Source organism: Paenibacillus sp. EB106-04-04-XG159 (assembly GCF_058791835.1).
In genome coordinates, this window is the sequence record NZ_JBYTDY010000005.1 from 235,530 (window position 1) to 249,530 (window position 14,001).

A 14,001-nucleotide genomic window follows, 5' to 3' on the forward strand; every position below is an offset into this window, starting at 1 on the left:
CAATTAATTAGATGATGACAAAAATTGCTCCAATGTGATTCCTTGTTCATAAATAGCAGTTGCGGCATCTACACCAACATAACGAATATGCCATGGCTCGTACATGTATCCCGTGATCTCTTCCCCATCCTTCGGATAGCGGATGATGAATCCTGATTCATGTGCATGCTCAGCCAACCATTTGCCCTCTTCGGAATCGCCGAATTCTTGCTCCAGCACATTGTTGACACTTGGGCTGGATACGTCAATGGTTAAACCAGTCTGATGCTCGCTCGTTCCCGGCTTCGCGCTGACTCGATTCGCGTACTCTTCACCTTGTGTCTCAACATAGTGACTGTATAGTGAGGTTTGGCGTTTTTCGGAGCGGTATCCGGATACTGCGTTCAGTTGCATCCCATCTTCTTCTGCCTGTGCAAATAACTTCTCCAATGCATCTGCCGCTTCCTTGCGCATATGGCGTTTCTCATGCGGCTCTTCAAATGAAAATTTCACCTGCGGCTCGACCAGGTCAGGCGGCTCATATCCTTCTGGCAGGAAACGCTCCTTGTTTACAACGACGTAGATCGAATTAGGATTGGTAACAACCTGCTTGTCTCCTTGCTCCTCAATCGTATTGCTTAGTGCGTATTCGGACTGAATATCTGCAACCGCGCTTGTCGAATCGTCCTTATTCTCTTTATCTTTCGATTCTGGATCTTTAGATTCTTGGTCTTTCGATTCTTGATCTGATTTCCCATCCTGTGGAGTCAGGGCCGGATCGACTTCACCCGTCTGCTGTGACCCTTGTCCTTCTGTAGGCTTGTCCGTTCCGCAGCCGCTTAGAACAAGTGCCGCTCCTAGGGACAGCATCAGACAGATCGTCGTTAGTCGACGAAGTTTCATTTCTATCATCCTTTCGTTGTCAACTCTAGTTAACCCAAGTTAACTCTAGTCGTCTGGCAGTCTATTATATCGAAAAATGATAGAGAAATCATTACAGAACAGAAACCTTCATTCCCCATATAAAAGACCGTCAGCAGGCAATGCCCCACTTGTCAGCCCTAAGGATTCCACACATATTGATCATGCACGCTATCAGTATTTGATAGCACCATTCAGTATTCATTCGTTACCTTTATCCACATGACCGACTAATCGACCCAAGCGGATAATCTGGAACCCGTATTCATAGCATGCTGCGGCTACAATCGATAAGCGATGCATCCCTTCATCACATTGGGCAAACTCCTGCATCATATCTCGAAGAAATCTGCCATTCTTCTCTTCAAGAAGCTCCATATCGTCCACATCAGGCTTTACTTTGCCATCGAATTTGAGCAGGACATGTTCATGGCCCTTGATTAAGTTCTCCAGATGCTCATCGAATGCCTGATGCATCTCAGTTGAAGGGGTTGACTGAAAATAATGACTTTCGATCGCCTCCAGCACTTCCAGCCCCTTATACAAGGTATGCAGCAGTTGCTTATATACGACTATTTGACGGGATCGACGGTACTTCGCCCGCTTCACCTTCTTCGTCTCTTCTTCAAACAGCTTGTATTTATCACTTAATGATTTAATACCGTCTTCCAGTGCTTGCTTCTCCTCGCGAAAGGCAGTTTCCTTCATCTCATCCGATATGACTGTGCGCAAGAGCAGAGACATCCGGTTGAACACCGAGTCGATCTGACTCATAAATTGCACCCTCGGTTTAGGAGGCATAAATACAATATTAATGAACGATGCCGCTCCGATCCCGACGATAATCTGCATGAATCGATCAAGCGCATAATGCCATTGGCCGGAAGCTTCCATCACTAAAATGACTGTCACCACTGTCAGACCAATCGTTTCTTCCATCTTCAACTTCAGGCATATCATGATCACAATAATGCATGTAATCCCAACTGTAATCGGGTCGTTGGAGAACGACATCCCGGCAAGCAATGCTATTGCCGCACCGAGTGTATTAGACTGCAGCTGCTCCAGCAAGTATCGCCACGACCGGTAGATGGAAGGCTGCATCGCAAATATAGCGGAAATCGCCGCAATAACAGGTGATGACTGCCCCAAGAGCATGCTGACATACAGCGCCAGCGTAATCGCTATGCCGGTCTTGAGGACTCTGGCTCCCAATGCCATACTTACTCCTCCTTCGTCGTGTAACATTCGTATACTGCCCTTATCTTACACGCTCCCCCTTCTCCTATGCAAAGGTATAGAATGAAAAAATATGCATATTAGCTATTACACGTTGAGCGTCATATTTATAGCAAGTCCACCGTATGGTGAAGATAAGATGGTTAAAACTAAGGATGAGTGCTGTACAGGAGGATGTGTCACATGCTCGAACCTGCTTCTTTAAAATGGTGGAACTTGTTCGCCCTAATCGCGGTTATAATCATCAACGGTTTAGCGGAGTTCATTCCCCTGAACGGCTATAAGACAGGACAAATATCCGCCATGTTCCCTGTCCTGATCACACCAGCCCCTTTTACCTTTGCAATTTGGGGATTGATTTATGTCCTGCTTATTTGCTTCGTCATTTATCAGCTCTTGCCGCAACATCATCAGATCGCACTCCGGCTCGGACCTTTGTTCGTACTGAGCTGCCTGTTCAATATCTCATGGATTCTGCTGTGGCACTATATATATACGCAGGTCTGGCTATCCTTAATCGCAATGCTGGGCTTGCTGATGAGTCTTGTATTTATATATATGAATCTTCGCGGATTGAAGGCTCCAAGCATGGGGCAGCAATGGTTCGTTCGCTTGCCGTTCATCATCTACTTGGGCTGGATCAGCGTTGCGACGATCGTTAATGTGAACGTGGTCCTATATCAGTTAAACTGGAGCGGATGGGGCCAAAGCAGCGAGACGTGGACGATCATTATGCTCGTATCGGGCACCTTTCTTGCATGGTTGGTCGGTGTCCCTTACCGCACACCTGTGTTTATGCTGGTGTACGTCTGGGCTTATATTGGCATCGCTGCCGCTAACAAGAGCCATCTGCCTATATTGTACTCGGCAGTTGGACTTGCCGCCTTGCTTGGACTGCTGGCCATCACGGTGCCATTCCGTCCGAAGCGCCCCCATCACAGCTGAAAGAATAAAAAAGTCTCCTCGTACAGAAGATTAACCGCTGCATGCCGGCTCTTCTATACAAGGAGACCTATAGGTTTAATAACTTATTACTGCTGTACCTCGATGGACTTATAAGGTACGATTCTCTTGCCGTTAGCCATCAATGCCTTACGCCCCCAGGTTGCCGCCAATATCAACATGATGATACCGACAACACCCGTGAAGCCCACTGTTTGCACCCATAGCGGCGTACCTTTCATCCAATCGAACAACCAGCCTCCGATGATCGGTCCAAGGAACGTAGCAAATCCTGTGATGGCTGAATACGTCGCAATAAACATGGGGCGCTCGCTCTTCGGCGTATCCCCTATGATAAAGTTGAACGCCATCTGGTTAAATCCTCCAGTTCCGATACCAACGAGCGCATGCGCAATGATCAGGCCTACTACTGTCGGCATAACCAGTGTTAATCCCCATGAGAGACAGGACAGCGCAATGATCGGCATCGTACATAGGAGCAGAAACGTATTACTGTACTTGGTATTCAGATTTCCCCATACGTACATGCTGGACATCGTCGCCAGCGTCTGAACGACAATGATGATCGATACTAGATTGTAGCTGACATGAAGAATGTCCAACATCATATACGAGTAGAATGGAAGAATGATGTTTTGCACAAACAACCAGCACGCAAGCAGCATGACCGCACGAATAAATTTTTGATCGCGCAGAGGCTTCATAAACATCCCGCGAAAGCTTAGCTCTGTAGACTTTTCGAGCGGCAGATTAGGGAAAAAGATGAACATGGCAATATCCCAGAGGTTAAATATCAGGATAATGATAAATAAGATCTGGAACCCTTGGCTGCCTGGATAAGCATCCAGTATCTGACCGCCGACAAACAAGACGATGCTGCCAATCGCATTAATCAACGTATTGCGAATACCAAAGTAACGTCCGCGAACAGATGCAGGTACGATATCCCCCATCATATTCGTCCATATGATTCCAGCGCCCGCGCTAGCCAAAAATGCTATCGTGTACATCACGATATAGCTGGATACCCACATTTCTTTATCGAACAGAAACGGTATTAAGCCGGTCGCTCCCCATAACAGTCGATGGACGCACACCAACCAAAACATTGCCCACTTTGGATAGGTAATCTTTTGCAGCAGGAATGCAAAACCTATCTGTGAGATGTTAACGAATGTCGTGATGGCCAATACAAACCCGATCTGACTGGAAGACGCGCCTAAATAGAGCAGATACCCTGTCAGAAACGGTCCGCCGAGCAGTGTCATCGCGATAACAGACGGAACACCTTCTATTGTGGCTATCCACAGATTTTTCCGACTATCCGAGAACTTGCGGCGAAACTTAAACTTAGAAGTAAAGATGACCATACACTCCCTTTGAGTCTGGTACTTTGAGTCTGGTTGTGATACTGAACAAGGAAATGCTCCTTTAATTTAAAGCCATTCTACATCCGAGTTTCCTTAAAAGCAATCGGTTTCACGAAACAATTACATTGTAAAAAATGGGTTGAAAACCCTTACAAGATTTAAAGCTTACAAAAACGTAAGCTTAGTGTCACTATACACTATTGAGAACCGTCCTACCTGCCTATTATAATGAATGTAACACTATTTATGATTAAAGGTGGAACCATGAAAAAAATCATAGCATCCGGCATTGCTATTGTTTTTATGGCTTTTGTACTGGTATATGTTGTCACACCCGATAATGACCTTATAAATATTGCGCAAAATTGGGGTGCCAAAAAAATGTATGTGCGCATTACCGAAGACGGCATGCTAAAGCCAGCGGAGAAGCTGCAAGGAAAAGTTGACCCTCGATATTATTACTATCTTGTGGCCTATGATGAATCTGGCGAGGCTTGCCCTATATCGTTCAGCACCCCAAACAACTTGCATATCAACTCTTTACTCCTCGTCCTCGTTAGAGGAATGAAAGATGCAAATGGCAATCATACGATCGGCGATTATGACGTCATCGATATCGATAATATTCCAGTCACTGTCCGCGAGAAATTAGACCCGAATATAGGTTTCAATTAATCTACCGATGCTCGTATCACATAGTCTTGATATTAATTCCTGCTGCAGACTCGTTCTGTAGCTTTTTTATTTTTGGCTCTGTTAAACTTTAATGGTGTTAAATAAAGGGAACCTATTAAAGTTTCTCTTTCATTTTCTAATATTCTTTTTATCCAATCCCTTTGTTGTACTGGTGTTTTAGTGAACTCTTCGGAAACTGTAATTAAATAATCACCTTCGGCAATTACAGAATTCTGTATATTTAATATTGCTTCAGCATCTTCTAATGATCCCGTCCGAATTAGGCATTGCTCATCAATTTTAGAAACCGACATTCCTCACCTCAATAGTTGACAGCTATTCCTTGCGATGCTATATTCATCTCTAGTTCAAGATAATGTTTTTCGAGAAATTAATGAGAAGGTGAATGCGATGAGCCATGACAATCATTTGGACATTTACGAACCCGACATTCAACGCAGTTTAAAATTGATGGTTGTATTGTCGCGAGCCTCCCGTTCTCTTATGGATACCGCCCAGCAAGATATGAAGCGCTATGAGTTGAATCCATCTGAGTTTGCAGTTCTAGAACTGTTGTTTCACAAGGGTCCCACACCGATCCAACAGATCGGACAGAAGATTTTGCTGGCAAGCGGTACGATGACTTATGTCATCGACAAGCTGTCCGGTAAAGGCCTTATCGTTCGGCAAGCATCCGATCAGGATCGCCGTGTCATTAACATTCAGCTGACTGCTGAGGGCGAATCATTGATGGAGCGAGTGTTTCCCGAGCATGCTCAAGTCATACATGATGCTTGCGCGCACTTAACCACGGATGAACAGGATACGTTGATTCATTTATTGAAGAAACTTGGTAAGTCGCCCCTCTCCTAGCTCTGGCTGGGGATGGACGACTTTTTTATATCCGATATCACTGCTTTTGCTCTTTTTTCACCACAATAAGCATAACCATGAAATGGATATTAATTGTCACATGCAGAGTAAGCTAAAATCTATTACAATATAGGTTATGCATCCCATTCAAACTAATTATCCGGGAAATTTTGTTGCAACAGGCATTTTAATGGCCTTGAAGGAGGAAGTACGTTGACTATGGAACAACGCGCCCACGACATGTATCAAGCGTGGCTCAATGACGCGCTGGTCGATCCAGCACTGAAACAACAACTTCACGATATCGCGGGAAATGAGAAAGAAATCATCGATCGCTTCTATACAGATTTAGCATTTGGCACTGGCGGACTCCGTGGAGTTATCGGTGCGGGCACGAACCGCATCAATCTTCACACAGTCGGCAAAGCAACTCAAGGCTTGGCTCAATTCCTGAATGCCTCTGTTGCGGCACCATCTGTAGCGATCGCTTATGACTCCCGCCACTTCTCTCCAGAATTCGCACTCGAAGCCGCGCTGGTTCTTGCAGGCAACGGTGTAAAGGCATACTTGTTCGAAGGCCTTCGTCCAACACCTGAGCTGTCCTTCGCTGTCCGCACCCTTCAAGCAAGCGCTGGTATCGTCGTAACGGCGAGCCACAATCCACCGGAATACAACGGCTACAAAGTATATGGCGACGACGGCGGACAAGTGACGCCAGAGTCCGCAAATAAAATTATCGCCGAGATCCGTGCGATTTCTTCGCTTGCTGAAGTGAAGAAGCTGTCGCAGGCAGAAGCAAAGGCGCAAGGCTTGCTTGTATGGCTTGGCGAAGAGATGGACCAAGCCTATATCAAGGCTGTTGCGGCAGTCAGCCAGAACCCTGAAGTAATCCGCGAGACAAGCGATAACTTCCGCGTTCTCTACACGCCGCTGCACGGTACAGGCAACATGCCGGTACGCCGTGTATTAGAGACCATCGGCTTCCAGCAAGTACGCGTAGTTGCGGAGCAAGAGCAGCCAGACGGCAGCTTCCCAACTGTGAAGTCGCCGAATCCTGAAGAGCGCGAAGCGTTCACCATAGCCATCAACCAAGCGAAGGAATGGGATGCGGACATCATCATGGGTACCGATCCAGACGCAGACCGCATGGGCGCTGTTGTTAAGGACGCGAATGGCGAATATGTTGTGCTGAGCGGCAATCAAGCCGGAGCGATCATGGTTCACTACATGCTCGATTCCATGAAGCGCAAAGGCACGCTGCCTGATAACGGCGCCGTTATCAAAACGATCGTAACGAGCGAGCTCGGCGCTGAAATTGCGAATTCCTTCGGCATGACAGTCCTGAACACACTGACAGGCTTCAAATATATCGGTGAGAAGATGACTCAGTTCGACCAGACGGGCGAACATACATTTATTTTCGGCTACGAAGAAAGCTACGGCTACTTGGCGGGCAACTACGCTCGCGATAAGGATGCTATCATTGCCGCTATGCTCATCTGTGAAGCAGGCGCTTATTATAAGACGCAAGGCTTGACTCTTTATGAAGTGCTTCAGCAATTGTACAAGGAGCATGGCTATTACCTGGAAGGCCTGCAGACTCGCACACTGAAGGGCATGGAAGGTGTAGCGATCATCCAAGGCATCATGGAAGACTGGAGAGCGAACGCTCCGACGGAAGCTGGCGGAATTGCTGTTGTGAAGACAGAAGATTTCGCTCTGGGACTTTATGATCTGCCGAAAGAAAATGTACTCAAATACCATCTTGCAGACGGAAGCTGGTTCACACTGCGCCCTTCCGGCACAGAGCCGAAGATCAAGATGTACTTCGCTGTAAAAGGCGAATCCAACGAAGACGCTAAAGCTCGCTTGGCACAAGTAACAAACGATGTGATGGCACGCATCGACGCGTTTGTTGCTGCGAAACAAGCTTAGCTATCATACAGTGACCGCTCTTCTTCATGATTAGCGGTCTTTGCTGTGTCAACCTAGCTGTTAATGAGTTTTATCCAGAACCAAATCTGCTATATGACTTGACCCTTGGATAAAATAAATTAATACTAATAAATATCACTAGTAAATGACCATGTGTTGGAAACGACACCTGATTGGTCAAAAAAGGAGTAATTATCATGCAACAAGAAACATTGGATTTATTCCGCAAGTTGACAGAGTACCCTGCAGCATCCGGCTTCGAACGCGGGCTGCGCTCCGTTGTAAAGGAAGAGATTTCAAAGTATACGGATGAGCTGATTCACGATGCGCTCGGCGGCATCTACGGCGTCGTTCGCGGCAATGAAGAAGGCCCTCGCGTTATGGTTGCAGGACACTTGGATGAAGTTGGCTTCATGTCCACTCAGATTACAGATACCGGTATGATTAAGTTTACGACGCTTGGCGGCTGGTGGGGACAAGTTGTTCTCGCTCAACAGGTAGATGTTATTACACCAAACGGCCCTATCCGCGGTGTAGTCGGCTCCATTCCTAAGCATCTGCTGGATGAAGCAACAGCTAACAAGCCGGTTGATCCAAAGGTTATGTATATTGATGTAGGTGCAGACAGCCGCGAGGATGCTGAAGCAGCAGGCATTCGTCCAGGACAGCAGATCGTTCCGGTATGCGACTTCACGCCAATGCTCAATCCGAAGAAGATTATGGCGAAGGCATGGGATAACCGTTACGGTGTCGGCCTTACGATTGAGCTTCTGAAGGAAGTACATCGCAATAAGATTCAACTGCCTAATATCTTGTTCGCTGGTGCAACAGTACAAGAAGAAGTGGGCTTGCGCGGCGCTCGTGTAGCGGCTAACCTGATCCAGCCAGACATCTTCTACGGACTGGATTGCAGCGCGGCTAACGATATGACAGGCGACAAGAACTCATTCGGACATCTCGGCAAGGGCGCCCTGCTTCGCATCTTCGACCCAACGATGATCACGCATCGCGGCCTGATCGAATTCGTGCAGGATATTGCAGATACTTACAAGATCCCGTACCAGTACTTCGTATCGCCAGGCGGCACAGATGCAGGACAAGTTCACCTCAGCGGCAAAGGTGTTCCATCGACGATCATCGGTGTTGTCGGACGCTACATCCACACACCTGCTTCCATCGTGCATACGGATGACATCGATGCAGCGAAAGAGCTGCTGATCCAGCTCGTGAAGCATACAGACCGCACAACTTATAACACAATCGTAGAGAACGCATAACGATAATCCGAGAGACTGGCCCAGAAGTAGATTCTTCTACTTTAGTGGCTGGTCTCTTTCTGTTTACAGTTGCATTCGGAGATAAATCGACCTTGTTACCAGCCTAGTCGGACACAGAAGCCCTTATCTGCCTCAAAATGAACGATTTTGTGCTTATTCGGTGTAAATAACGGATCCACGGTCCGCGAGTGGGGTAATATTGCGCTGTTTGCCGCAAATAACGGATCGTGTGTCAATTACTTACTTTATGTCTTATAACTGAATGTGGGATTCGATTCACCAATCACTCCAACCTCTTCCTATCTTGTTGAATAAATAGCTATACCCATTTTATACTGCATCCAGTTAAAGGAATTCGTATAAGAAACAAGAACAGATTCTATACGACTATTTCTTAAGGAGGCACTAATGCTGAATATGATCACGAAGCTGGAAGATTGGATTATTGAAGCGGATATAACCAGTATGCAGACAGCAATGGAAGCAGGACGGCTCACTTCCGAACAATTAGTACAGGCCTATCTGGATCGCATCAACAGGATCGATACCGTTATCAACTCGATACTGGAACTGAATCCAGATGCGATCGAGATCGCACGCGCTCTAGACCAAGAAAGAAGCAACAGCGGCAGCAGAGGACCTCTGCACGGCATCCCTATCCTGTTAAAGGATAATATCGATACTCATGACCGTATGCATACAAGCGCTGGGTCCATCGCCCTAGCCGAATCCTATGCGGCTGAGGATTCTTTCGTTGCTGCTCAATTGCGCGCGGCAGGCGCCGTTCTGCTGGGCAAGGCCAATATGACCGAGTGGGCGAACTTCATGTCGCCTACGATGTGGTCTGGATACAGCTCGCGCGGCGGACTCGTATTGAATCCCTATGGTCCGGGAGACCTCTTTATCGGCGGCTCAAGCTCAGGCTCAGCTGCTTCCGCAGCCGCCAATCTAGCTGCAGGCGCAATCGGGACAGAGACGTCAGGATCCATCGTCTCTCCATCCAGCTATAATTGTGTCGTCGGCATCAAGCCAACGGTTGGATTGATCAGTCGCTCGGGAATCATTCCAATTGCGCACAGTCAAGACACTGCAGGACCTATCGCAAGGACAGTTGCGGATGCTGCAATCTTGCTCGGAGCGATGACTGGTGTAGATGAAAACGACGAGGCTACATATGCGAGTCATGGGCGCAGTTATCGAGACTATACACCATTCCTGGATGAAAGCTATTTATGTCGTGCAAGGATTGGGATACCGCGGGGGTATTATGGAGATTTGGATGAGGCAGCGCTCGCCATTGTGGAAGAAGCCATATCAGTGCTGCGTGATAGAGGGGTCACTATTATCGACCCTGTTACGCTGCCCTGTGAGCAGGTAAAGTGGAGTTCAGATGTCATGCGCTATGAATTCAAGAAGGATCTGAACGATTATTTGTCCGCATTAGATCCTGCGATCTCCGTCCATTCGTTAGAGGAATTGATACAATATAACGAGCAACATGCGGAGGTTGCTTTAAAGTACGGGCAAGGCACGTTGATTTGGTCGAATGAAACGAGCGGTACACTAACCGAGCAGGTTTATCTCGACTGTCTTTCCTATAATAGAGAGCACGCACGTGCTCAGGGCATCGATTATGTGTTAGAGGAGCATCAGCTGGATGCGCTGCTGTTTCCAGGAGATAAAGGATCAGACATCGCAGCAAGAGCCGGATATCCTCTAGTCATCGTTCCTGCTGGCTATGCAGAGACAGGGGTCATCGCTCCAGGGGGATACAATACGAAAGGCCCCCTTGGCATTACGTTCTCAGGCACCGCCTTTAGCGAGCCTACATTGATTAAGCTGGCTTATGGCTACGAACAAGCGACCAAGCACCGTTTTCCGCCGCAGATCGGATAGCAGCACGAGTTTATAGCAACTGGTGTCGTTGGGAGTTGGTTTTTACAGCAGCATTCGGCGGTAAATCGGTGCTGCAGCACGTCGAGTCGGACACAGGAGACGCTATTTTCGAAAAAACAGCTTGTTTGGAGGTTTGACGGACACAGAAGCCCTTATTTGCCTCAAAATGATCGTTATTCTGCTCATTTGGTGCAAATAGCGGATCTACGGTCCGCGAGAGTAGTAATATTGCGCTGTTTGCCGCAAATAACGGATCGTGTGTCCGGATAATAAGAAAGAGACTGGCACAGAAGTAGATTCTTCAACTTTAGTGGCAGGTCTCTTTCTGTTTACAGTTGCATTCGGAGATAAATCGACCTTGTAACCCGCCGAGTCGGACACAGGAGACGCTATTTTCGAAAAAACAGCTTGTTTGGAGGTTTGGCGGACACAGGAGCCCTTATTTGCTTCAAAGTGAACGATTTTGTGCTCGTTCGGTGCAAGTAGCGGATCTACGGTCCGCTAGAGCAGCAATATTGCGCTGTTTGCCGCAAATAACGGATCGTGTGTCCGGATAATAAGAAAGAGACTGGCACAGAAGTAGATGCTTCTACTTTAGTGGCTGGTCTCTTTCTGTTTACAGCGGCGTTCGGCGGTAAATCGACCTTGTAACCCGTCGAGTCGGACACAGGAGCCGCTATTTTCGAAAAAACCAGCATATTTGGAGGTTTGGCGGACACTGAAGCCCTTATTTGCTTCAAAGTGAACGATTTTGTGCTCATTTGGTGCAAATAGCGGATCTACGGTCCGCTAGTGGGGTAATATTGCGATGTTTGCCGCAAATAACGGATCGTGTGTCCGGATAATAAGAAAGAGACTGGCACAGAAGTAGATTCATCTGCCTCTGTGGCCGGTCTCTTTCTATTTACAGCGGCGTTCGGCGGGCAGTCCCTGCCTTCTTTATCATCATAATTCCACGATAGGCTCAACCGCTATCGGGAGGTACCTTGGCAGTCCCGCTCGCTCAATAGCGGCTGCTAATTCCCCGAATAGCACCAGTATAACGGTTCTCCGACTCGTATCCATATAGCCGCCAGCATTCCACGCGGTTAAATCGAAAGGCAGAATATCGATCATGCCATGCTTGTGCAGAAATGGTTCATTGATATCATAAGAATCCCATACCGATTGACTATCTTCTGACTGTGAAAATGGCTTAACGTGATCGGCCCATGCGTCAGCGACGTACTTCAGCCATGCATTCAGTTCACCCTTTTCAAGCTGCTTCCACCACACGGACCGCGGCTTATGACGATGCTGCAGCATATAATCAAGATGCATCATGCCGCGAATCGCCTCTAGCTGCACCGCTCCCTGCTCCACCAGAAATTGCTCCATACGCGCGAATAGATCCGCCAGCTGATGCCCGATTCTCGACCAGCCCTGACGCGCCCAGAAGGCACCGAAGGATTGGAAGAAATCCCACGGCGTTTCAAATGCAAGCGCAAGGCACATCTCAATCGAGCGATCCGCACGATGGTCATTCCAATATTTCTCCAATATATCCTCGACCTGTTTAATCCGCACGACATCGTCAAACGGCAGAACGCTATTCGACAACATTTCGTAGGGTGCATGATCCATATACTTATAACCATATTGCTCAGCGTCGCGCCGCAGACCCGTTCCGCGCAGCAGCTTCAGGAAGCCAAGCTGCAGCTCTTCTGGGCGCAAGCGAAATACATCATTGAATGTCTTCTTAAAGGAGGCATAGTCCTCGCCTGGCAATCCTGCGATCAGATCAAGATGCTGGTCAATGCGTCCGCCCTCTTTGATCAGATTCACGGTCCGGCACAGCTTCTCCCAATTCTGACGCCGCTTAACTAAACGATTCGTCTCCTCATTCGTCGATTGAATGCCGATCTCAAATCGAAATACGCCATGTGGAGCATGCTCATTCAGAAACTCCAACACCTCCGGCCGCATAATATCAGCCGTGATCTCAAATTGAAAGACACATCCATTATGGTTGTCGATCAAAAATTGAAAGATGTCGAGTGCATAGTCCCGATTGATGTTAAAGGTTCGATCGAGAAATTTAATCGTTCGCGCCCCTTGATCAATCAAGTATTTCAGATCCGCCTTTACCCGCTCCTTGTCAAAATACCGTACGCCCACCTCCGTACTCGACAAGCAGAACTGACAGCTGTACGGACAACCGCGGCTCGTTTCAAAGTAGACGATTCGTTTGCCGATCTCTTCCGCATCTTCTGCAAATCGGTACGGTGTCGGAATCGTATCCAGCATCAACTTATCCGTCTGCGGCTGCATACGAATCTCTTCAGGATGAAGGCGATCACGCCATGCAATCCCTGGGATATCCGCATATCCGCTCCCATTCGCACATCTGGAGAGGAGTTCCTTGAAGGCCGCTTCCCCCTCGCCCATCACGATAACATCAATGCTGGGCTCACGCCGCATGAAGTGCTCAGGGTCGAACGATACCTCCGGTCCTCCAAGTATGATGCGGACTTGCGGCAGTACTTTTCGCAGAAGCGCTGCTGTTTGCAGCGTCTCTTCAATATTCCATATATAACAGGATAGACCTACAACATCTGGCTTCCGATTAAATAAATCAGTCACAATATGCAGAATCGGGTCCTTCACGGTATACTCAACCATCTCAATATCAAACTCATCGCCCGCATATGCCTTTAATAAGCGCAGCGATAAAGCTGTGTGTATATACTTGGCGTTAATCGCCGCAACAACTGTTTTCATCGTTAAGACTTCCTTCGTATTCGACGTATAAGCGTGAGTGTGAGTATGTAACGCATGATTCGTGTTAATGCTCACATCGACCCTTACCGTACCGAATCGCCATAACGGCGTCT

The 14,001-nt window shown here is 47.6% G+C and carries 11 protein-coding genes; 6 read left to right on the plus strand and 5 right to left on the minus strand.

Annotation, left to right across the window (positions count from 1 at the left end):
• Nucleotides 1–3: 3 nt before the first annotated feature.
• Nucleotides 4–882, minus strand: coding sequence for a M15 family metallopeptidase (locus AC3WTP_RS08515; RefSeq protein WP_492394164.1), 879 nt, complete (start codon nucleotides 880–882; stop codon nucleotides 4–6).
• A gap of 219 nt (nucleotides 883–1,101) precedes the next feature.
• Complete coding sequence (locus tag AC3WTP_RS08520; RefSeq protein WP_492394165.1) at nucleotides 1,102–2,121, minus strand: FUSC family protein; 1,020 nt, start codon at nucleotides 2,119–2,121, stop codon at nucleotides 1,102–1,104.
• 201 nt (nucleotides 2,122–2,322) lie between these two features.
• Here AC3WTP_RS08520 and AC3WTP_RS08525 point away from each other — a divergent pair, with 201 nt between their 5' ends.
• Nucleotides 2,323–3,084: a TspO-related membrane protein gene (locus tag AC3WTP_RS08525; RefSeq protein WP_492394166.1), complete on the plus strand. Its 762-nt coding sequence runs from the start codon at nucleotides 2,323–2,325 to the stop codon at nucleotides 3,082–3,084.
• 86 nt (nucleotides 3,085–3,170) lie between these two features.
• On the opposite strand, the gene AC3WTP_RS08530 is transcribed toward AC3WTP_RS08525, so the two are convergent.
• Complete coding sequence (locus AC3WTP_RS08530; protein ID WP_492394167.1) at nucleotides 3,171–4,472, minus strand: MFS transporter; 1,302 nt, start codon at nucleotides 4,470–4,472, stop codon at nucleotides 3,171–3,173.
• A 264-nt stretch (nucleotides 4,473–4,736) separates the two neighbouring features.
• On the opposite strand from AC3WTP_RS08530, the gene AC3WTP_RS08535 reads away from it, so the two are divergent.
• On the plus strand, nucleotides 4,737–5,147 hold the full coding sequence (locus AC3WTP_RS08535; RefSeq protein ID WP_492394168.1) for a DUF1093 domain-containing protein: 411 nt from the start codon (nucleotides 4,737–4,739) through the stop codon (nucleotides 5,145–5,147).
• Nucleotides 5,148–5,179: 32 nt separating this feature from the next.
• Here AC3WTP_RS08535 and AC3WTP_RS08540 read toward each other — a convergent pair whose 3' ends face one another.
• Nucleotides 5,180–5,461 (minus strand): hypothetical protein, encoded by a 282-nt coding sequence (locus AC3WTP_RS08540; protein WP_492394169.1) that lies wholly within the window; start codon nucleotides 5,459–5,461, stop codon nucleotides 5,180–5,182.
• Nucleotides 5,462–5,558: 97 nt separating this feature from the next.
• Here AC3WTP_RS08540 and AC3WTP_RS08545 point away from each other — a divergent pair, with 97 nt between their 5' ends.
• From AC3WTP_RS08545 to AC3WTP_RS08560, 4 genes are all read left to right on the plus strand, one after another.
• Nucleotides 5,559–6,020, plus strand: a complete 462-nt coding sequence (locus tag AC3WTP_RS08545) for a MarR family winged helix-turn-helix transcriptional regulator (RefSeq protein ID WP_492394170.1) — start codon at nucleotides 5,559–5,561, stop codon at nucleotides 6,018–6,020.
• 219 nt (nucleotides 6,021–6,239) lie between these two features.
• The gene (locus AC3WTP_RS08550) at nucleotides 6,240–7,955 is read left to right on the plus strand and encodes a phospho-sugar mutase (protein ID WP_492394197.1); all 1,716 of its coding nucleotides are present in this window, start codon (nucleotides 6,240–6,242) and stop codon (nucleotides 7,953–7,955) included.
• A gap of 197 nt (nucleotides 7,956–8,152) precedes the next feature.
• Nucleotides 8,153–9,232: a M42 family metallopeptidase gene (locus AC3WTP_RS08555; RefSeq protein WP_492394171.1), complete on the plus strand. Its 1,080-nt coding sequence runs from the start codon at nucleotides 8,153–8,155 to the stop codon at nucleotides 9,230–9,232.
• 417 nt (nucleotides 9,233–9,649) lie between these two features.
• Entirely contained in the window at nucleotides 9,650–11,128 is a 1,479-nt protein-coding gene (locus AC3WTP_RS08560; RefSeq protein WP_492394198.1) for an amidase family protein, read from the plus strand.
• A 945-nt stretch (nucleotides 11,129–12,073) separates the two neighbouring features.
• Here the strand turns inward: AC3WTP_RS08560 and AC3WTP_RS08565 are convergent.
• Nucleotides 12,074–13,888, minus strand: coding sequence for a B12-binding domain-containing radical SAM protein (locus AC3WTP_RS08565; protein WP_492394172.1), 1,815 nt, complete (start codon nucleotides 13,886–13,888; stop codon nucleotides 12,074–12,076).
• Between the last annotated feature and the right edge of the window lie 113 nt (nucleotides 13,889–14,001).